Source organism: Paenibacillus thiaminolyticus (assembly GCF_007066085.1).
Classification (GTDB): Bacteria; Bacillota; Bacilli; order Paenibacillales; family Paenibacillaceae; genus Paenibacillus_B; species Paenibacillus_B thiaminolyticus.
This window is the reverse complement of sequence record NZ_CP041405.1, coordinates 3,396,629-3,417,145: the sequence shown is the minus strand read 5'-3', so window position 1 is coordinate 3,417,145 and position 20,517 is coordinate 3,396,629. Positions and strand designations below refer to the sequence as shown.

General features: G+C 53.2%; 16 protein-coding genes and 1 other annotated feature. Of the genes, 9 read left to right on the top strand and 7 right to left on the bottom strand.

From position 1 onward, the window contains the following. Positions 1-386 precede the first annotated feature (386 nt). From FLT43_RS15240 to FLT43_RS15215, 6 genes are all read left to right on the top strand, one after another. Positions 387-1,661 (top strand): MFS transporter, encoded by a 1,275-nt coding sequence (locus FLT43_RS15240; RefSeq protein WP_087444436.1) that lies wholly within the window; start codon positions 387-389, stop codon positions 1,659-1,661. A gap of 103 nt (positions 1,662-1,764) precedes the next feature. Further along, positions 1,765-2,036: a binding site (T-box leader), on the top strand. 76 nt (positions 2,037-2,112) lie between these two features. Further along, positions 2,113-3,378: a threonine ammonia-lyase IlvA gene (ilvA, locus tag FLT43_RS15235; protein WP_087444435.1), complete on the top strand. Its 1,266-nt coding sequence runs from the start codon at positions 2,113-2,115 to the stop codon at positions 3,376-3,378. A gap of 121 nt (positions 3,379-3,499) precedes the next feature. Beyond that, entirely contained in the window at positions 3,500-4,468 is a 969-nt protein-coding gene (locus FLT43_RS15230) for a hypothetical protein (RefSeq protein WP_087444434.1), read from the top strand. Between the two features lie 63 nt (positions 4,469-4,531). After that, a complete protein-coding gene (locus FLT43_RS15225) occupies positions 4,532-6,196 on the top strand; it encodes a glutamine--tRNA ligase/YqeY domain fusion protein (protein ID WP_087444433.1) in 1,665 nt (554 codons plus the stop codon). A gap of 285 nt (positions 6,197-6,481) precedes the next feature. Further along, positions 6,482-6,820 (top strand): DsrE family protein, encoded by a 339-nt coding sequence (locus tag FLT43_RS15220; protein WP_087444432.1) that lies wholly within the window; start codon positions 6,482-6,484, stop codon positions 6,818-6,820. A 485-nt stretch (positions 6,821-7,305) separates the two neighbouring features. Further along, entirely contained in the window at positions 7,306-7,674 is a 369-nt protein-coding gene (locus tag FLT43_RS15215) for a cytochrome-c oxidase (protein WP_087444431.1), read from the top strand. Positions 7,675-7,854: 180 nt separating this feature from the next. Here the strand turns inward: FLT43_RS15215 and FLT43_RS15210 are convergent, their stop codons facing one another. The 7 genes from FLT43_RS15210 to FLT43_RS15180 form a co-directional block, all read right to left on the bottom strand. Then, the gene (locus FLT43_RS15210) at positions 7,855-9,093 is read right to left on the bottom strand and encodes an MFS transporter (RefSeq protein WP_087444430.1); all 1,239 of its coding nucleotides are present in this window, start codon (positions 9,091-9,093) and stop codon (positions 7,855-7,857) included. A gap of 221 nt (positions 9,094-9,314) precedes the next feature. Then, the gene (locus FLT43_RS15205; protein ID WP_087444429.1) at positions 9,315-10,031 is read right to left on the bottom strand and encodes a response regulator transcription factor; all 717 of its coding nucleotides are present in this window, start codon (positions 10,029-10,031) and stop codon (positions 9,315-9,317) included. A gap of 1 nt (position 10,032) precedes the next feature. Then, the gene (locus tag FLT43_RS15200) at positions 10,033-12,633 is read right to left on the bottom strand and encodes a sensor histidine kinase (protein ID WP_087444428.1); all 2,601 of its coding nucleotides are present in this window, start codon (positions 12,631-12,633) and stop codon (positions 10,033-10,035) included. A 217-nt stretch (positions 12,634-12,850) separates the two neighbouring features. Then, entirely contained in the window at positions 12,851-13,909 is a 1,059-nt protein-coding gene (locus FLT43_RS15195; RefSeq protein WP_087444427.1) for a tyrosine-protein phosphatase, read from the bottom strand. 267 nt (positions 13,910-14,176) lie between these two features. Further along, positions 14,177-15,301: a Gfo/Idh/MocA family protein gene (locus FLT43_RS15190; protein WP_087444426.1), complete on the bottom strand. Its 1,125-nt coding sequence runs from the start codon at positions 15,299-15,301 to the stop codon at positions 14,177-14,179. Positions 15,302-15,389: 88 nt separating this feature from the next. Continuing rightward, positions 15,390-16,253 carry a sugar phosphate isomerase/epimerase family protein gene (locus FLT43_RS15185; RefSeq protein ID WP_087444425.1) on the bottom strand — a complete coding sequence of 288 codons (864 nt, stop codon included), beginning with the start codon at positions 16,251-16,253 and terminating at the stop codon, positions 15,390-15,392. 340 nt (positions 16,254-16,593) lie between these two features. Next, the gene (locus FLT43_RS15180; RefSeq protein ID WP_087444424.1) at positions 16,594-17,481 is read right to left on the bottom strand and encodes a C40 family peptidase; all 888 of its coding nucleotides are present in this window, start codon (positions 17,479-17,481) and stop codon (positions 16,594-16,596) included. Between the two features lie 332 nt (positions 17,482-17,813). Between FLT43_RS15180 and FLT43_RS15175 the strand changes: the two genes are divergently transcribed. From FLT43_RS15175 to FLT43_RS15165, 3 genes are all read left to right on the top strand, one after another. Next, the gene (locus tag FLT43_RS15175) at positions 17,814-18,203 is read left to right on the top strand and encodes an OsmC family protein (protein ID WP_087444423.1); all 390 of its coding nucleotides are present in this window, start codon (positions 17,814-17,816) and stop codon (positions 18,201-18,203) included. Positions 18,204-18,467: 264 nt separating this feature from the next. Next, positions 18,468-19,151 carry a response regulator transcription factor gene (locus FLT43_RS15170; RefSeq protein ID WP_087444422.1) on the top strand — a complete coding sequence of 228 codons (684 nt, stop codon included), beginning with the start codon at positions 18,468-18,470 and terminating at the stop codon, positions 19,149-19,151. Then, positions 19,148-20,509, top strand: coding sequence for a sensor histidine kinase (locus FLT43_RS15165; RefSeq protein ID WP_244194334.1), 1,362 nt, complete (start codon positions 19,148-19,150; stop codon positions 20,507-20,509). The genes FLT43_RS15170 and FLT43_RS15165 overlap by 4 nt, the downstream gene beginning before the upstream one ends. Positions 20,510-20,517 lie beyond the last annotated feature (8 nt).

The following is a 20,517-nucleotide window of genomic DNA, read 5'->3' as shown; positions in this document are numbered from 1 at the left end:
GAACGGATCAGTCCGGAGACGGAGAGGCTATCCATCTGTAGGCCAAGCCTATATTCATTTCAGGGAAGCAGCATAAGTTCCTGCTGGTTGCGGATGCAGCCATGCCCGCTTTTCCGGTACACTGAATTATGGCTGAAGGCCGTCCGGAAGCGATGCTGCAGCGAGAAGCCGCGGCTGGATTCCTCGCTCCGGAACGCCTTAACGGGAGTGGATCACATCGCTGGTCCCGCACCCAACATCTACACAAAATTTTTGAAACAAAAAGATTGCGAAAAGCGGTGATGATACAGTACACTATTTGAGTTCAGAGAGAAGAAACCAGGCATTTTCAGAGAAATTCCAAAGTGGAGCCATCCACATTGAGGATAGAGTGGGAGGAAATGAACATGAATTCTGCACCAACTGACAAGAAGAACGAGTCGGTATTCAGTCTGTTCCGGAACCGATTCGTACAAGCCATCATGATGGCGGGATTGTTCATGCAAGTCGGCATCTGGATCCGCAACTTCGCGGTGCTGTTGTTCGTCATGGAGATGACGAACGGGGATGCCTTTGCGGTCTCGATGATATCGGTAGCAGAGTTCGCTCCGATCTTCGTCTTTTCGTTCATCGGGGGAACCTTCGCCGACCGTTGGCGCCCGAAGCGCACCATGATATGGTGTGATATATTAAGCGCCTTATCCGTATTCGCCGTCCTGGTGACCATCCTGCTTGGATCGTGGCAGGCCGTTTTTTTCACGACCTTTGTATCGGCCATTCTGTCGCAGTTCTCGCAGCCTTCATCCATGAAGCTGTTCAAGCAGCATGTTCCGGCCGAGATGATGCAGGCGGGGATGTCCATCTTCCAGACGATGGTGGCGCTGTTCATGGTGCTCGGTCCGGCTATCGGAACGATGATCTTCCAGCATTACGGCATTACGACATCGCTCGTCCTGACCGGAGTGGCCTTCGTGTTGTCGGCGATCGCCTTGACGTTCCTGCCTGGCGATAATCAGGAGGATGGAGCGAAGAAGCAGGATTCCCGGGTATGGGATGAGCTTGGAGCCGGCTTGCGCTATGTGATGAAAAGCAAGCTGCTGAAGTCGCTTGGCGGCTGCTTCGCCTTCGCGGGGCTGGCGATCGGGATGATTCAGCCTATGGGGGCTTTTCTCGTGACGGAGCGTCTTGGCCTGCCGAAGGAGAATTTGAGTTATCTGATGATGACGAACGGCGTGGCGATGATGATCGGCGGCGCCATCGCGATGGGCATATCGAAGCGGCTGCTGCCGCAGCATATGCTGGCGATCGGCATGCTGTTCAGCAGTATCGGCATTCTGATGGCCGGCATGTCGACTCAATTGTGGCTTACGCTCGTAGCGCAGTTCATCAGCGGCTTGATGCTGCCGTCGATTCAGATCGGCATCAACACGATGATTCTGCAAAATACGGAAGGGTCCTTCATCGGCCGGGTCAACGGCATATTGACGCCGCTGTTCATGGGGGCGATGGTTATCATGATGTCGATCTCTGGATGGATCAAAAATTTGACTTCCATTACGACCATGTATGAGATCTCTGCCGTTCTGTTCCTGTTCGGGATTGCCGTCATGCTGCCGATTCTGCGGATGAGGAAGACAGCGGAGCCCGCACAGCCGGCTAAGGCTGCCGTCGGCCAGGACTAACCGAATGTCCGCATCTTACGGACGGTGAACAAATTATGACCGTGCCCATTGACATGAAGCCGGACGCATGTTCATAATAATAGGATATAATTCATGAACCGTATTGGAATCGATGACGAGAACAAGTAAGCTGGGATACGGACCGCAGAGAGTCGACGGCCGGTGCGAGTCGATGTCTGGACTAGCTGAATATCCTCTCCGAGATGCCGTGCTGAACCTTGTGCCGCCTGGCGGCCGACAGTAAGCGCGGACGGGTCATCCGCCGTTATCCGGATGCGCGGCAATGCCGCGGCCAAGCGCCGCAGAAGCGGATTCGGGAGTGAATCCGGACTTCGGCGGAACAAGGGTGGTACCACGGTAACTCTCGTCCCTTTTTAGGGGCGAGTTTTTTTATTTTTCCGGCAATTGCCCAACACTAGACTGTATACCGACCGAAAGTGAGGAATGTGACATGGAGACGACTCATCCTGCACCGGCCGTGACGATGGAGCATATCGTCCGTGCCCACCATGTGTTGAAGGAAGTCATTGTGCGGACGCCTTTACAGCGCGACCCGATTTTATCCGCCAGATATCAATGCAATGTCTATTTGAAGCGGGAGGATCTGCAGATCGTCCGGTCATTCAAAATCCGGGGCGCTTATAATATGATCCGCCATCTGTCGGCAGAGGAGCTGCAGAAGGGAATCGTCTGCGCCAGCGCGGGCAACCACGCTCAGGGAGTCGCTTATTCGTGCCAAGCGCTGCAGATTCAGGGCACGATTGTGATGCCAACCACGACGCCGAGCCAAAAGGTGACCCAGGTGAAGCGCTTCGGCGGATCGTTCGTCAAGGTCGTCTTGACGGGGGACACTTTCGATGATGCCTATGAAGCGGCCATGAACATTTGCGAAGAGAGCGGCAGCACCTTCATTCATCCTTTCGATGATCCGTATATCGTTGCAGGCAGCGGCACGGTAGGCATGGAGATTATGGAGTCGCTTGATGTGCCGGCCGACTATGTCTTCGTAACGATTGGCGGCGGCGGCTTGGCGGCCGGCGTGGGCACGTATGTGAAGACCGTGAGTCCCTCTACCCGGGTGATTGGCGTGGAGCCGGAAGGGGCGGCCTCGATGACGGCAGCGCTGGAACGCCGTGAAGTGCTCACGCTGGAGACGATCGACAAGTTCGTCGACGGCGCCGCCGTGAAGCGGGTAGGGCAGCTTCCTTACGAGATCTGCTCGCAGGTGCTTGATGATGTCATTCTCGTGCCGGAAGGCAAAGCCTGCACGACCATCCTGCAGCTCTACAACGAGAGCGCGATTGTCGTGGAGCCAGCCGGATCGTTGCCTGTTGCGGCACTCGATCTGTACCGGGATCAGATTCGCGGCAAAAATGTCGTCTGCGTCATCAGCGGCGGCAACAACGATATTGACCGGATGCAGGAGATTAAGGAACGGTCGCTCATGTATGAAGGCCTGAAGCATTACTTCATCGTGAACTTCCCGCAGCGTGCCGGCGCTTTGCGCGAATTCCTGGAGGATGTGCTCGGACCGAATGATGACATTACCCGGTTCGAATATAACAAGAAGCATAACAAGGATGACGGCTTCGCCCTGGTCGGCATTGAGCTGGAGCATACCGAAGATTATAAGCCGCTTATCGAACGGATGAAGAAGCGGGGCATCCAGTACGTGGAAGTGAACAAAAACGCGACGCTGTATAATATGCTCGTCTAATCATGTCGCCTGCGCTATCTCCTGCCCCTGTCTCCTGCCTCGCGCGATTTGGCCGCATCCCGTGCGGCGTTCCTCTCGTATAAATTAGGTAAGGAATGCAGGAAGAGGAGGAGATGGCAGCATGCAGACATGGCATGAACTGCAGCGCCGCATTGAGCGGGCGCGGCTGAACGGAAGGCTGCAGGACAAGTACGAGACGCGCCTGCAGGAGGCCAAGCGGGAGCGTCAGCGGTGCAAGGCGGAGCTGGAGCGGCTGGAAAAGTGGTGGCGTGAGGAAGAACAGGATGTCGAACGGCTGCGCTCCTGGTCGATGGCGAATTTTTTCTTCACGCTATTCGGACAGAAGGAGCGCAAGCTCGAGCGGGAAGAGGAAGAGGCTGTTCGTGCCAAGGAGCAATATGAGCTGGCGCAGGATGCTTACCGCCAGGCCGAGGCCGATGAGGCGGAATGGCGCCGCCAGTTGATCGGCGTCAGCGGGGCGGATGAGGAGCTGCAGCGGGCCATCGAGGAGAAGGAGCGCCAGCTCCGCGCCTGCGACCGCGCCGTAGCAGGTGAGCTGGACGCGATTATCTCGGGGCGGGCGCGGCTGCAGACAGAGAAGCGCGAGCTGGACGAGGCCATCCAGGCGGGCCGCGACGCGCTGCGCGCCCTGAAGCGGGCCGAGGAACAGTTCCGTTCCGCCCGCAATTGGGGAAGGTACGATATGCTCGGCGGCGGCACGATTGCGACCTACCTCAAGCATAACCGCTATGACGATGCCAAGGCTGAGCTGCACAATGCCAATCACCGATTGCGCCGCTTCGGACGGGAACTGGAAGACGTGCAGAAGCTGCGGCAGACGGCGCAGGCCGTTGATATCGGCGCGGGTCTTACCTTCGCCGACTATGTATTCGACGGATTCCTGACCGATTGGATGGTGCAGGGCCGGATTAACCGTTCGCTGGAACGGATGGAAGAGGCAATCCGGCATGTTCAGGCGACGCTTCGGCGCCTGGAGCAGGAGGCTGTAAGCGTGGAGCGGCGGCAGGCCGATTCGGAACGGGAGTATGCCACGCTTATCGAGAATTGGTTCCCGGCCAATCAGAGTTGAACTCCCCCCATGATATGGGTATATTAATAGACAAAGCGGAAGACATAGAAAGGTTGATTGCTGGTGGAGAACCCCAATACTACATCGAATTTTATTCGCAATATTATTGTGAATGATCTGGAAGAAGGCCGGGTGAAGAAGATCGTGACCCGGTTCCCGCCCGAGCCGAACGGATATTTGCATATCGGGCATGCGAAGTCGATTTGCCTGAATTTCGAGCTGGCCAAGGAGTTCAAGGGCCGCGCGCATCTCCGCTTCGATGACACGAATCCGCTCAAGGAGGATACCGAATTCGTCGAATCGATCAAAGAGGATGTCCGCTGGCTCGGCTTCGACTGGGACGGACTCTATTTCGCCTCCGATTATTTCGACGAGATGTATGATCGCGCCGTGCTGCTGATCAAGAAGGGCAAAGCCTTCGTCTGCGATCTAAGCGCTGACGAGATGCGGGAGATGCGGGGCACGCTGACCGAACCGGGGAAGAACAGCCCGTACCGCGACCGCTCGATCGAGGAGAATCTGGACTTATTCGAACGCATGAAGAACGGTGAATTCCAAAATGGGGAGAAGGTGCTGCGCGCCAAGATCGACATGGCCTCCCCGAATATCAATTTGCGCGACCCGGTCATTTACCGCATTGCGCATGCGACGCATCATAACACTGGCGACAAATGGTGCATTTACCCGATGTACGCATTCGCCCATCCGCTGGAGGATGCGATCGAAGGTATTACCCATTCCATCTGTACGCTGGAATTCGAGGATCAGCGTCCGCTGTACGATTGGGTCGTGCAGGAATGCGAGATGGAGGCGACGCCGCATCAATATGAATTCGCACGCCTCAATATAACAAATACGGTTATGAGCAAGCGGAAGCTGAAGCTGCTCGTGGACGAAGGGGTCGTGGATGGCTGGGACGATCCGCGGATGCCGACGATTTCCGGCCTGCGCCGCCGCGGCTTCACGCCGGAATCGATTCGGACGTTCTGCCGGGAGATCGGCGTGACGAAGGGGAACAGCATGGTCGATTCGAAGTATCTCGATCATTTCATCCGTGAAGACTTGAAGCTGAAGGCGCCGCGCACGATGGGCGTGCTCAAGCCGCTGAAGGTCGTCATTACGAACTATCCGGAAGGCCAGATCGAATGGCTGGACGCGGAAGTGAATCCGGAAAATCCGGAGATGGGGATCCGCCAAATTCCGTTCTCGCGCGAGATTTACATCGAGCAGGACGACTTCATGGAGAATCCGCCGAGCAAATATTTCCGCCTGTTCCCGGGCAATGAAGTCCGCCTGAAGCACGCGTACTTCATCAAGTGCAACGAAGTGATCAAGGACAGCGACGGCCAGGTCGTCGAGGTGCGCTGCACGTATGATCCGGAGACGAAGAGCGGCAGCGGCTTCACTGGCCGCAAGGTGAAGGGAACGATTCACTGGGTCGAGGCTTCTCAGGCGGTTCCGGCTGAATTCCGGCTGTATGAGCCGCTCATTCTGGACGAGACGGAGGACGAAGGCGACACCACGTTCCTGGATCGGATCAACCCGTCTTCTCTAGTCGTGGAGCAGGGCTTCGTGGAGCCGAATATGAAGGATGTCGCCGGCCATGACAAGTATCAATTTTTCCGCCACGGGTATTTCAATGCGGATCCGAAGTATACGAATAATGGACGTATCGTATTCAACCTCATCGTCTCGTTGAAGAGCTCGTTCGAGCTGCCGAAAAAGTAACGTCTGACGGATGATGCTCCGAAGAGTCATTGGAACTGTCGATGCAGTGACTCGGGCCGCTGGGGTGGTTCGGGATTGCTGAGATAGTGATCCCGAGCTGTTACGGCTGTTCGGGTTGCTGGTACAGTGACTCCGTACTGCCAAGTCAGGGTCGGGGACTGCTGAAGCCATGCCCCTGAACCGCGCAACTCCGCTGCGGATGCGGAAGGGCAGGAGCGCTAGGCGGTGCCTGCCAACAGAGTCGAAGAGAGTCGAAGGATACACGCTGAGGAAAGGGTGGCTGTCATGAAAAATAAAGTCATTCTATTGACGTCGGATCGTATCGGCGCCGAAGAGAACGGGCTTGGCCCGTCCGTGCTGGAGACCTTCCTGACGCTGCTGAAGCAGCAGGAAGAGCTTCCGGCCGCGATTTTCTGCATGAATCGGGGGGTGCTAGCTCTGACTTCCCGGTCCATGTCCTCGCTGCAGCTGGCTGATCTGGCCAAAGCGGGCGTGCCTGTGCTCGCCTGCAAAACATGCGTCGATCATTACGGCATTGCGGACGAGCTGGAGGCGGGAGAGATTTCAAGCATGGGCGAGTTCGTCCAGCTGGCCTCCCGGCATGAGGTGCTGACGCTGGGGTAATGATTGCCGCGAGCGTCGACATGCTGTGACTCGTAAAAATAAGCCGACGATGCTGTACCATACAGCGTATCGTTCGCTGCGCCGTTGCATGAACCGGGTTCCTGAGGGACCCGGTTTTTTGCCGTTGGCGCGAAGCGGCCCCGTGCAGTGGGTGGCGCATAGGGCAGACTGGGCTATAATTCCTTTACTTGGTATATTAGTTAATAAGGTTGATGGTTAACAGCAATAAATCCTGCAAATATGCAGCTTTGCTTTCCTTGAGAGGCCCGTTCCAGATCATTCCTGCACAACTGCATCATTTTCCTCATATTATCCCTAGTCGAAGCCATAACGGACGAAATTGCTGTATGAATGCAGCAATTCCCTCCCCAACGAGCGAAAACCGGGACCAATCCTGCACTCTTGCAGGATTGGTCCGACGCTCGTAATAAACAAATCCAGCCGTTCATATGTATAACCAATTTGATGCAGGATGGGGGAATAGGATGATGGTCGGAGTCCGCTTCATTAAGGTCGCGGCATTTTACTTTGTGGCGGGGGTAGTGGCCGGGCTGATCGCCGGAGCGACCAACCAGTTCCAATATACGTCGCTGCATGCCCATCTGAATCTGCTGGGCTGGGTATCGTTGGCGATCAGCGGCTTGATCTATGCGCGCTTCCCGCAAGCCGGCGACAGTACGCTCGGGACGGTGCATTTTTGGCTGCACAATATCGGCTTGCCGATTTTTCTGGCCGGCCTGGCCATGGCGGCGAATGGCGTAGACGCGGCGACGGCACTGCTGATTGGCGGGGGAATCATTTCCGTGCTGGCGGTCCTGGCGTTTGCAATCAATGTTTGGAAGAATGTCAGGTAGTCTCCATGGCGCAAAGCGGGTGGAACGGCTGATGTGTGGGCGTGAAATTGGGCACGTGTACCCGTCTCGCCACCTTTTCGCCTTTTCGCTTAGCTTGCCCGCATAACCGAATCTGGGCTGCATCTCAGCGTAGAGGAAACGCAGTCCAGATCCGGCATTCACACGAAGATTACGGTTCTCTTAATTCGAGAGAGCTTCCAGATTCCGTTTTTTATCTTCCTTGATAAAGAGTACCGAAATGGTGCCGATAACGAGAAGGAAACCAGCGAAATAGAATCCGGCATTCAGCGAGCCGGTTACGTCGGTAAGGAAGCCGGTAATATAAGGCGCCAAAATCGAGCCGCACATACCGATGAAGTTGTAGAGACCAAATGCGGTGCTTAATGCATGCTTAGGTGCATTATCGGCTACAACGGCGACAAGAACAGGGTTTGTACTAATTTTTCCGAAAATGCCGTAACCGATCAAGGCCATATACAAAACCCACATATTATCGAAGGCGACGATGGAAATAATCGCGATAATGGACAGAGGCAGCATGACTAGCAAGACGGGACGGCGTGTACCCATTTTATCCGCAATCCAACTGAACAAGAGGGAACCGGGAATGGCAGCCCATGGAACGAGTGAAGAGACAACGGCGACTTCGGTACCTTCAATGCCGCGGGCATGCTGTAAATAATACGGGATCCAGGTGACGACGACGAAGAAGGCATATATCGCACAAAAAATCGTAATGTACGCAAAAATCAGGTTTTTGCTGAATAGTTCTTTTACTTTTAGCTTTTGAGGAGCTTTTTCGTCTGTTCCTTGTCCTTTTGCTTTTGGTTTGTCTTTAATCACGATCCACATTGCGATACCGATCAGAACAACCGGAACGGCAATAATATAGAAGGGGGCTCTCCAACTCATCCCTAGCGTACCGACCGTATAGCTGGAAATGAAGTAGCCAAGGGAAAGCCCGAATGCCATCCCGCTATTAATAATTGCGCTGCCTACGGTAATATGTTTTTTGGGAATCGCTTCTGAGGATAGTCCGTACTGAGGCCCGTAGTAAAAGCCTTGAAATATGCCGACAAACAGCCATGTTGTCATGAAAAGCGCAAATGTGGGCATCATGCCTGTTATGGCAGCGAAAATTCCGAATATTATAACACCGGGAACAAGCACTTTTTTCTTGCCGATTTTATCGCCTAATATGCCGGACGGCACGTTGAGTCCTGCGTAACCAATGAAGAAAATACTGCTAATTAAACCTAATTGAGAAGCCGATAAGCCAAATTCCGCTTGGATATTGTCCATAACCGGATTAAGCACGGAGCGGGTGGCGTAAATGGCAATCCAGCCCAAAAAGAAAACAATTGTGATTTTGACCCAGTATGGAATCAGGCCCTTTGGTGCGGCATCATGATTGTCCATCTTGATTTCCTCCTGAATGTAGATTTGTACTATCTCGGTGTCCGTTCAATAAAACTATAAGATAAAAGGCATAACAGTCGAATAAAAATGAAAGCACTTTCATTGCATAAACATTAAAAATGATAAAGAAAAAATAAATAAGAAGAGGGGAAATGAGGTTCATAACAAAAAAAATCCCGTATTGCCACATGTGCAATACAGGAAAATCGATAAAAATTCGTTTATTCCGAAATCGGAACGCTTTTCAGCATATAGCCAATGCCGGAATAAGTGACAATATATTCTTCTTTCTGGTGTAAGAGATTTTTTAATTTGCGGCGGATTCTGGCGATTCCAACACGTAAATATTCCACCTCATCCCGGTACTGGGCTCCCCATACCTCTGATAACAAGGTCTCATGCTGAACGACTTTATCAAGATTAAGCGCTAAGATTTCCATTACGGAGTATTCCGTGTGCGTCAGGTTAAGCTCTTCCTGTTGAATCCAGCATCTTCTGCTGCCCAGGTCGATGACAAGTTCTCCGGTGCGAATGATTGGCGTATTCACCATATAGGCTTTGGCGCCATTAAATTGGCTTCTTCTTAGCACGGCGTTCACTCTGGCGAACAGTTCATCCAATGAAAACGGCTTTGTTAAATAGTCATCTGCACCAAAATTCAATCCTTGCACTTTATCTTGGGCATTGCCTCTTGCCGTTAGCATAATGACAGGAACATTAGAGAATTTGCGTATATTTTCTAACACTTGGAATCCGTCTTGTCCCGGCATCATAATATCAAGCAAAATTAAATCAGGCGATATGAGATCGAAATTGGCAAACAACTCTTCCCCTGAGCCTGCTGTCGTTACTTCATATCCGATTGATTTGAGGTTGGCAGACACAAAGCGCAGAATTTTCGGTTCATCATCAACAATGCAAATCTTTTGCTTTTTCATCCTATTCTTCCCCTTTCTTGATCGGAAAATAGAGTGTAAAGGTGCTTCCTGCCTCCGGCTTGCTGGTTACCTCGATTTTCCCTCCATGGGCTTCCATAATGCCAACGCATATCGCAAGTCCCAAGCCTGTTCCCCCCGTACGTCTGGCCGCTGTGGCATCTACTTGGTAAAAGTGGTTGAAAATTTTGTCAAGTTGATCTTCAGCGATTCCAATTCCATTATCAGACACCGAGATTGTAATGTAATCCTGTTCTATATTTAATGAGACATCGATTTTTTTCAATGCGGCATCGTTGTAACGAAGCGCATTTGTATATAAATTCACAAGGACTTGTTGAACACGGAGCTTGTCCGCATATAATACAAAGTCATTCCCCAGATGATTATGGAAATGGAAGGCCGCATCTCGCCGAAGCGGCAGCGGAATTTGCTCCATCGATTTTGCAATCACTTGATCGGGACGGATCTTATTCATTTCCACGTACATGGTTCCGGATTCGATCTTCGAAATATCCATCCAATCGTTGACCAAACACAGAATTCTGTCAATATCTTCGTGGACCCCCTCCAGAAGCTCTTGCTGGAATTCCGGCCCCCATTCTACCTCTTGCCGGAGCAAGGTTTCAATGCTTCCCTTAATATTTGTAATCGGGGTTTTGAATTCATGGGAAGTAAGCGAGATTAGATTATTTTTTAATGCGTCGATTTCCTCTTCCTTCGTGATATCACGCAGCAATAGGCCTTCACCAATCGTATCGTCATCTAACATGACCAAAAATTTATGAAGCCTGTAGTACTCTGATTTAAGCCTATGCTTCATTTTGAGTTCTCCATTTTCATCGGTGAAGAAGGCGGCTAACTCCTCTTTGTCGACATCAAATAAGGCTAGAAATCTTTCGTAAACATCATTTAGATTTTTTACCTTATGCTCTTCTCCGTTAGCAACGACATTAAGGAAAAATTCATTAACATACTCAACTTCTTTTTGATTGTTTACGAGCATTAAGCCCTCTGACATACTTTCCAGAACAGCTAGCCATACTGCATTCTTACTGCGGATTTGTTCAAATAAAAACTTATTTTGCAGCATGACTGCCATAGAACTGGAGAACGTATCCAGAAATTCTTGCTCGCTGGCCGAAATGGATTGCTGAGATGCCAGATCAACGACGAGAAATCCGTTATGTTTTTCTTCGAGTTGAATGATTTTAATATATTGGAGCTTGCCTGCTATATTATTATTAAGATAGTCAAGTAAATTTTGCTTCGTATGAATCTTCTCATTTGTTACAACGAGATCATGGAAGAGAACATGAATCGAATAGTTAATAAACGGTGTCATTTCTTGCAAACAGTGTTGAATAAATTGAGCTAAATCCTTATTGGAAGATACGGAAGTGATTAATTTATTGACCGCTTTCAGCTCTGAATTTTTATGTTTTAAAATCGCGGTTCTTTCTTGAACTCTTCCTTCAAGCTCTTTATTTAACTCTATTAATTCCTTTCTGTTTTTCTCCACCTCGTCAATCATATGATTGAAATAAAAAAACAGCTCTTCCAGTTCTTTTGGACCTTGTATTTTCTTTGTTCGAATATGATTTACTTTAAAATCTACCGTATATTCTTTAATATAGTTAAGCAACTGCCGAATCGTTTTTTCCAACCGGTTGGTTAAGAAAAGACTTGCGCCAACCATGGTGACGGTCGTAAGAAAAAGAATGATGATGATGGTCAAAATCGAATTTCTATACATACTCGTGAGTACATCCGTCGATTTTCCTACCCATACCACCCAATCAAGAGGTTTGATTTTTTCATACGTAATATAGACATCCTCGGGCGGGTCTTCCAGACTGAAAAAACCGCTTCCTTCAGCCTGATGTTGTTCTTCAATATGCTGAACAATCTGAGAGTGCGACAGGTTAACAAGTTCTTTCCTCGTATCGACATAAGGATGGACGATGACGTTTTTTTCATGATCAAGGACTACGGCATATCCTTCTTCGCTCAAGCTCCAATTCTGTATATGCACTCTCAACGCATCCAGATCGAGAGCCCCAAGCACATATCCTATCATCTCTCCGGCATCGTTCATAATGGGAGACACAATGGTTACTAATAAATTATCGGTTCCGCCTCTGCCTTGAAATACCGGGGAGATGACGGTGCTTTTCTTTCGAAGCAGTTCTTTATAATAAGAACGATCACTAAAATTAAGATCGTCACCTTTTGTCCCATCGGTATTGACTGTGGGATAGAACACGATGGATTGGCCATTTTGATCGCCTACATAGAAATTGACAAAGCCAGGGTAAATCGTTTTGATATGTTTGAGATGATCTTGAATTCGTTGAACATCCCCAGTGGCAAAAAGCTCCTTTAAATTTACAGCCTGTGTTTGGATCGCCTTTTTATGCTCTACAATGTAGCTGCTAATATAGTCGGACAGATACTTCGCCGTTTGAGCCTGGCTTTTTTCATTTTCTTTTATCAATGAAATTAATTGGTAGATTTGAAAGCTTCCAAGCAGAACAGTCGAAAAAAATGTAATGATTAAAAAAGAATAAATGAGTTCCTTTTTAAAGGAGCGAGCCTTTTTCATTATCCCCCGTCCCGTCTAAAATGGGATGTGTGTGTGGCATCATAATAGAGAAGCCAATGTGTTTATCTTGACTTGAATTATAAGTAATGAGGCATTACATTTGTATAAAATTGAAAGGGGTTACATTGCAAAAAAATAAAAAAGTAATGGGAAAATCGGCGCTGTGTCTCCCTGCGGAAGAGATGCAGCGCCGATAGGCATTAGGCGGCCGGCAAGATTACGGCTGCGCAGTCAGCAGCTTATCCTTCAGCCCGGCGATCTCGTCTGCGGACAAGCCGAGCGATTCGGTTACGAAGCGGCTGACATCGCCGGATTCACGTTCAATCTCCGCGAAGGCGGCTTCCAAATACTGTGACCTTGCCTCCCAGACGGCGTCGAGCGCTTCATTGCTGATCTTGCCTGTGCCCAGCTTGGCAGCCGTCTTTGCACGCAGCACCCCGGTGTTGAGATAGCGGTTCGTCAGTAAGTAGTCGGTCATGACCGTGTCCTTCGGAACCCCCAGCGTCAGGAGCAGCAGCGCGGCTACCAGACCGGTCCGATCCTTGCCTGCCGTACAGTGGAACAGCAGAGGAGCGCCATTCTCAGCCAGCAAATGATCGAAGATGCGGCGTATTCCCGCCGTCGAGTGGACGAGCGAGCGGTTCATATCGATGAGCAGCTGCCCCGGCTCGCTTGCCGGCAGGCCGCCCTCGCCCGTCACATCCCCGGGCTGGCGCATGACGTCCTTGCCCAGTATCTCGACGAGCGGGATATGGGAATGGACGGCAGGCGCAAGCGGCGGCGACGGCATCGCTGTCACCTCGTCGCTGTCACGCAGGTCGCAGATCTGGCGCAGGTGCAGCGAATCCAGATAGTGGAGATCGTCCGGAGTCAGATCCGATAATTCCGGAGAGCGGTACAGCTTGCCCCACTGGACATAACGTCCTTCTGCCGTCCGGTATCCCCCGAGATCGCGGAAATTGGAGACGCCCGCGAGCGGAAGCACGCGCTCGGCGATCGTCAGCAGATATTGTCCATTTTGGCATAGATGATAGTAGCTTCTGCGCCCAGGGGCCGGGTCGGGGAATGAAATCTCCTGTCCCGGAACGATCGTCGCCGCGAAGGCGGACTGCTCCGGGTCATATTCGGGGCGCGGACTGGAGTACAAGGTCAGGGGGCCCGTCCCCCATCCTCCTTCATCGGCAAGCAGGAAGCAGAGCCGGTCGTCTGCTCTGGACCGGTGGATAGCGGCGGTCTCCAGCGGAGTATGGTTCATGGCGTTGAATGATGTCGGCATTGTCTAGTCATCTCTCCCGTTCCATTCGTGATGAAGCTTACTACTCCATCATATACGATATGCAGGGATCAAGCGACCGCCCATATCGAGACAGGGCGCCCGGCTGCATGGAGACGGTCTCCTGCCGTTCGCTTCGCCCGCGCGCAGCCATGAGCGTCAAGATACCGAAGCCCGCAGTACAACAAAAAAAGGAACAGGAGCTGGCCGGCAAAGCCGATCCGCCTGTTCCTGCCGTATGCTGCGGCCTCAGATGAACCGCTCCTCTCTCTACAACCGGATCGCGCTCGATACGGACGAAGCGGCGACCTCCTCCGCGGTCACTTCCCGGCCGAGTGCGCTGGACATATAGATGCCCTCGCTGATTAGCATCGTGCTCAAGGCCAATTCGGCCGTCGGCAGGAGCGGAACGATACCGGCCAGCGCGGCAACCCAGTGGCCCTGCGAGGAATCATACGCCCACTCGTTCGGGTTCAGCCGATGGCGGCGTCTGTCCATCGCATTCAGGTCGATCACCGTGTCGAGGTCCAGGTCGAGCGCCGTGCTGTGGTACGTGAACGGTTGAATATGATCCCCCGTGCGGGCTGGCATGCGGATGCCGCCTTCGGAGCCGGCGATGCAGCTGCCTTCGAATCCGCCAAGATGGATCGCCCAGGCTTCGATAATATCGAGCGTGAGGCCGCCCTCGAACTTGATCAAGCCAACGCCTAGCTCTTCCACATCGAACTTGCTTATCTCTCTCCGGTCCGGCAGCATATCCATCTCCTGATAGGTCTGGCCGCTAATGCGGGTCACCGCCGGCAGACCGAGCAGATAGAGCATCTGCGAGATGTGGTAGACTCCCATATCGTAGAGAGCGCCTCCCGAGGCGGTATCCTTCTGCGTGAACGCCGTCGTGCCGTATCCGTCGACGAACGGGCGGCCGCGGCGGCGGAAGCCGGTCGAGCGTGCATGATACAGCTTGCCGAGCTTGCCTCCGTCGATCAGGATTTTGGCGGCCTTCGTCTCTTGGGTGTACAGGGTGGACAGCTGGATATGAAGCATCTTGCCTGTGGCCCGCGCCGCTTCCAGCATCGCGGCGCCATCCCGGTAGGAGCCGGCAATCGGCTTCTCGCAATAGACATGCTTGCCTGCTTCCATGGCCGCGATCGACACCGGGGCGTGGAAGTTGTTGTGGAGGCACACATCGACCGCTTCGATGTCATCGCGCTTCAGCAGCTCGCGGAAATCGCTGTACACATGGGGAATGTGATTCGCCTCTGCGACCCGGCACGCCTCGGCTTCATTAATATCGCAAATGGCGACGATGTCGGCGCCGCCCACTCGCTTATATTCGTTCAGGTGATGCTTCCCAATCTGGCCTGCTCCAATGATCGCGATACGTCTTGATTCCATCGAATCTGCCTCCTGGCGTTCCTGAATTCATGCGAATAGAATGGGTGTGCTGTCTGTCGGCGCGGAGCTTGCGTGCCTTCCAAGGCCGTTATGCTTCCGGCTGGCTGTCCGGCCCGGTCTCCTCCAGAAGCGCCCGAAGCCGTGCCAGCGCCTCTTCTATGGCAGCCAGCTGATCGCGCGGCGCATTGTACTCGACAGCCCAGTAGCCGTCGTACCCGGCCTTCATCAGATTCGATAGCCGCAGCGCGGCATTCGGGGCCTGGAGCGTCCGCCAATCGACATGCGTATGGCGCACCCAGCGCGCAACCTCGCTATCTCCTTCCCAGATGAAGGGCTCATTCTCATCCGCCATCAGCTTGGCGTTCACGATCGGCTTGTTTTTCGCCTGCCAGCGTCCCAGATGAAGCAGGATGCCGTAATGGGGGTGATTGACAGCCTCGGAGATGCGCGCGATCGCTTCTGGGTGCAGGGCGAACCCGGAATGATTCTCCGGGCCGACCCAATAACCGCCCTTAGCGGCTCGATCCGCATACGAACGGTAGCGGCCGGCGATATATTCCAGGGCCTCGTCGCTTACCTGATCGCCGCCATGCAGAACCGCATCGATCCGGACCGACTGCGCGCCCAGAATCTCGGCCGCATGCAGATGGGCGAGCGCATTCTGATGCAGCGCCTCGCGAATCTCCGGGTCCGGATCCCAGAGATGCGCCGTATCGACGGCGATGTTGACCAGCGTCATCTCCCGTTCGTCCAGCGCCTGGCGAATACGGCGCAGATGGCCGTCATCCGCCACCTTCCAGACTGGCCGGGATGTATCGGCAAAGAAAGCATTCCAGAAATCAATAGCGTGGAGCCCAAAGCGTTCATGCACCGTGCGGATATAAGTGAAGATATCCATTTTTCCTTCCACGCGCATCGTGTTGAATGAGAAGCCTCCAATGGATAATTTCATTGCTCTCCTCCTTCAAATGGGTGTTCCAATCCGAGCGTAGCAGATTATGAAAAAGGGAACAATTCGGCTATACCGTCATATTGATACCGTTTACAGAATGGATTGCCCATCCTGCTCGCGCTAACGCCCGATTCTGAAGGTTTGCTTGAAATCTGGGCGAGTTTGTCAATGACGGAAATCACATCTGATTCAGCGGTGCTATCGGTTGGCCGGGTTATTCGGCGCACGGTGTTCATTTACGCGGGATTCGATTCAGGGGAGGGGAACAAGAAAACACCCGCCCGGACGCATCATCGCAGGGCAGGTGTTGCAGAGAAGGGAATAGGGTCTCGTGATCGAATTAGAGCACCCGCTTGGCGCCGACGTAAGTGCGGCTGGACCAGGCGGAGGACAAGCTGGTTATCGTAACGCTGCCGGCGGAGCCGGAAGAAGCATTGATATATTTATTGTCGCCGATGTAAATGCCGACATGCGAAATCGTCTTGCCGTTGCTGGCGAAAAAGACGAGATCGCCAGGCTGCAGGCTGCTCACCTTCGAGCCTGAGGAGCTGTACATGGCGCGGGACGTGCGAGGAAGCTCAATCCCATGCTTGCGGAAGACGTAGCTCACATAGCCGGAGCAGTCGAAGCCGCTAGGCGACGTTCCGCCCCATACATAAGGAACGCCCAGATAGCTGCGGGCCGTGTTCAAGATCGCGGCGGCCTTATCCTCGGACGCTCGGGCCGAAGCGGTTTGTACCTCTCCCCGGCTCCGATTGACGCGGGGGATGTCCTTCATCTGTTCCGCATCCCATGTAAAGCTCAATTGAAGCTGATCCAACAGGAAGCGGAATGGCACGTATGTACTATCCTTATAGGACATCGGGGCGCTGCCCATGCTCACCGTATTGCCGTTCACCTCGGCCTTGGAGCTGTTGGACTTCATCCGGATCGTGTTCGTGCCATTCGACATTTCAATGGTCTGCACGCCTTTGCCATCGGCCTGCCAGTTCAGTTCATAGCCCAACTGCTCGGCTGCGGGGCGCAGCGGAACATGCATGTTCTGCGCTTCATCTATAATGGGAATAATATTATTCGTAAATTGCAAATCTTCACCGTTGACTTGAAACGTAATCTGCTTCGGAGCTGCGGCGGCTTGGGCAGTCGCATGAGTTAATGCGCTGTCTGCCAACAGCATGCATCCGAATACGGCGCCAGCCACAAGGGCAAAGCGGATGGCGGTCTTCACGGCATCTCCTCCTTCATTGTTAAAACTGTAAATGGATTACTAAAAATTCGACAAAACTAGACTAACATAGGTTACAAAATGATTACAATAGTCTGCGGGAATCATAATTACAAAAATGTAACCTTTCCGGAGAGACGCTTTATTTCGCGGTACAGAGCCATTTTGGAGCAGATCAGCGCTGCAGTCGTGTTATTAGAAGTTGCTATGGAAATGAAAGGGACGTCGAATAATAGGGAATAATTTCCGTACGGCATGATGAGAATCCGGAGGGAAGGCTCGACAGGATAAGTCTTGCGGCCAGGTCAGGCCGTATTGAAAAGGAGGCATTGAATTTGCAAGTCGTAGTCAAACGAATGGAGCCTCATCGTCAGGTCGGGAACGTTCGTTCCCAACACATTTCGATTGTGCAGGAGGACGAGCAAGAGCTGGGCGTTAGGTCTGAGGAACTATGGTTGATGGCGCTAGCATCCGGTGTTGGCGCGGAGATGGAGCGCTATGCCGAGGAGCAGGGATGGCCGTTATCCGACCTGCAGATTGAAGCGCAGGATGAACGGAATGACGAAGGCACCGTCATGGACATTAAGCTGTATGTGACGGCTGAAGGCCTGACCGCCCCGCAGCGAGGGGAGATGTTCGGCGCGGTCCGGCCGCGCTGCAGGCTGCTTCGGGCCGTCCATCCGAATCTGGAGATTTATTTCGCGGACCGCTTGGTGCAGGACTGAACTATGCGGCTGGCATGGATAGGCATCGGCAGGCTGCTTCCGAGAGCGGGAGCGGCCTGTTGGCGATCGTCTTATTCATGATTCAGGTTAGGAAGGATAGGTTCGATGAAGAGCCAGATGACTCGCAATCGTCAGGGAAATCATGGAATCTGCAAGTGAGTTATATTACAATAAATTCGTTGTCATATAGGCATCGTGCCATCCATTTAGAAAAAGATACAGGAATATAAGGGAGAACGAGGGGAATGGAGTGTCGAACCGACGATGAGAACGATATTGGTCGCTGATGATGACGAGCATATCCGCGAGATGATAGGTTTGTTTTTGCGCAATGAAGGCTTCCGGGTGCTGGAGGCAGAAGACGGGGAGCAGGCGCTCCAACGGATGGAGGCGGATCCGGCCGATCTGGTCATCCTAGATATTATGATGCCCGTAATGGACGGCTGGCAGCTCTGCAGCGAGCTGCGGTCGCAGTACCCGGATCTTCCGTTGTTCATGGTTACCGCCAAGGGCGAGTCCGGCCAAAAGGTAAAGGGCTTCCGTCTCGGCACCGACGATTACATAACGAAGCCGTTCGATCCGATGGAACTCGTAATGCGGGTAAAGGCGCTGCTGCGCCGCTACAAGATCGTGTACGAGCAGATTATCCGCCTCGGCAGCTTGAAGCTGGACCGGAACGGCTACAAAGTCTATGCGGATGACCAGTCCGCGGGGACGGCGCTGCCGCTCAAGGAGTTCGAGCTGCTGTTCAAGCTCGCGGGCCATCCCGGACAGATTTTGACCCGGGAACAGTTGATACGCGACATTTGGGGCATCGATTATGAAGGGGAGGAACGGACCGTCGATGTCCATATTAAGCGTCTGCGCGAGCGCTTCGCCGGCCATGCGCATGAGTTCCGCATCGAGACCGCCCGCAGTCTCGGGTACCGGCTGGAGGTCTTCTCATGATGAGGACGCTGTACGTCCGGGTTGTGCTCACTTTTTTATTCGCCGTAATCGCAGGCATTATCGTTGCTTTTACCGCTTCCGGCTTTTTTTTCGAGAGAGAGATGAGAGAGATTGTCTTTCGAGACCTGACCCAGCTCGGCAATGATATGGTCCGGCTGTATCAGCAGGTGCCCGAAGCGGAGTTCCGCGATTATCTGGATTCATTGAAATCATTCGAATGGACGCAGGTACATGTATTCGACAGCAAGGGCGATCCAACTGTGCAGCATGTCCTCGCCGGACGGCCGCCGGAGTCGATTGAGGCACAAGTGGTGAAGGATGTGCTGTCCGGGAGGCCGTATCACAGCACGGAGCCGGAGAACTCCGAGCCCATCATCGGCATCTCTTTTCTGAAGGAAGGAGAGCCGTATGCTCTCTTCTTGCGAATGAAGTATAACGACGATAACCTTATCAGTCGGCTGATTCTGTTCACCCTTGCCGTCGTGCTGGCGGCCGGGAGCCTCTGCTTCCTCGTCGCCGCCCGCTATGTCGTGCGGCCGATCAAGAAGATGACCGAGGCGACGAAGCGCATGGCGAGGGGGGATTTCAGCACGAAGCTGAGCTTCCGGCGGAAGGACGAGATCGGCGTCCTCGCAGCCAGCTTCAACCATATGGCGCAGGAGCTCGGCCAGATGGAGCAGATGCGGCAAGATTTCGTCTCCAGCGTATCGCATGAGATTCAGTCGCCGCTTACTTCGATTTACGGCTTCTCCAAGGCGCTCCGCAATCGCGTCATCTCCGAAGCGGATCAGGATCGCTACTTGGAGATTATGATGACAGAATGCGAACGCTTGTCCCGCCTCAGCGACAATCTGCTGCAGCTGGCTTCGCTTGATTCGGAGCATCATCCGTTCGCGCCGCGCATATACCGGCTGGATGGACAGATCCGCCAAGTCATCGTCGCCGCCGAGCCGCAAAGGGCCGACAAGGCGCTGCGCTTGGAGGACCGGCTCGAAGACGTCACGATCGAAGCCGATGAGGATCTGATGAGCCTCGTCTGGACGAATCTCATCGGCAATGCCATCAAGTTCACGCCGGAGAACGGCAGGATCACCGTCAGCCTTGCGCGTCAGGACGGCAGAGCCCTCGTCACCATTGCCGACACCGGGATTGGCATGGCAGAGGAGGACCGGGCGCGTGTATTCGAGCGCTTCTTCAAGGCGGATAAGGCCCGCAGGCGGAACGCGGGCGGCAGCGGCCTCGGCTTGGCCATCGTGAAGAAGATCGTGATCTTGCATCACGGGACGATCCGGCTGGATAGCGAACCCGGCCAGGGGACGACGGTAAGCGTGATGCTCCCGATCCGGCGTAATTCGTAGTTCCACAG

What these genes read in the sequence shown, in the direction of transcription:
- FLT43_RS15240 (WP_087444436.1), top strand. Translation starts at nt 387, where the DNA reads ATGAATTCTGCACCAACTGACAAGAAGAACGAGTCGGTATTCAGTCTG.
- ilvA (WP_087444435.1), top strand. Translation starts at nt 2,113, where the DNA reads ATGGAGACGACTCATCCTGCACCGGCCGTGACGATGGAGCATATCGTC.
- FLT43_RS15230 (WP_087444434.1), top strand. Translation starts at nt 3,500, where the DNA reads ATGCAGACATGGCATGAACTGCAGCGCCGCATTGAGCGGGCGCGGCTG.
- FLT43_RS15220 (WP_087444432.1), top strand. Translation starts at nt 6,482, where the DNA reads ATGAAAAATAAAGTCATTCTATTGACGTCGGATCGTATCGGCGCCGAA.
- FLT43_RS15215 (WP_087444431.1), top strand. Translation starts at nt 7,306, where the DNA reads ATGATGGTCGGAGTCCGCTTCATTAAGGTCGCGGCATTTTACTTTGTG.
- FLT43_RS15210 (WP_087444430.1), bottom strand. Translation starts at nt 9,093, where the DNA reads ATGGACAATCATGATGCCGCACCAAAGGGCCTGATTCCATACTGGGTC.
- FLT43_RS15205 (WP_087444429.1), bottom strand. Translation starts at nt 10,031, where the DNA reads ATGAAAAAGCAAAAGATTTGCATTGTTGATGATGAACCGAAAATTCTG.
- FLT43_RS15200 (WP_087444428.1), bottom strand. Translation starts at nt 12,633, where the DNA reads ATGAAAAAGGCTCGCTCCTTTAAAAAGGAACTCATTTATTCTTTTTTA.
- FLT43_RS15195 (WP_087444427.1), bottom strand. Translation starts at nt 13,909, where the DNA reads ATGCCGACATCATTCAACGCCATGAACCATACTCCGCTGGAGACCGCC.
- FLT43_RS15190 (WP_087444426.1), bottom strand. Translation starts at nt 15,301, where the DNA reads ATGGAATCAAGACGTATCGCGATCATTGGAGCAGGCCAGATTGGGAAG.
- FLT43_RS15185 (WP_087444425.1), bottom strand. Translation starts at nt 16,253, where the DNA reads ATGAAATTATCCATTGGAGGCTTCTCATTCAACACGATGCGCGTGGAA.
- FLT43_RS15170 (WP_087444422.1), top strand. Translation starts at nt 18,468, where the DNA reads ATGAGAACGATATTGGTCGCTGATGATGACGAGCATATCCGCGAGATG.
- FLT43_RS15165 (WP_244194334.1), top strand. Translation starts at nt 19,148, where the DNA reads ATGATGAGGACGCTGTACGTCCGGGTTGTGCTCACTTTTTTATTCGCC.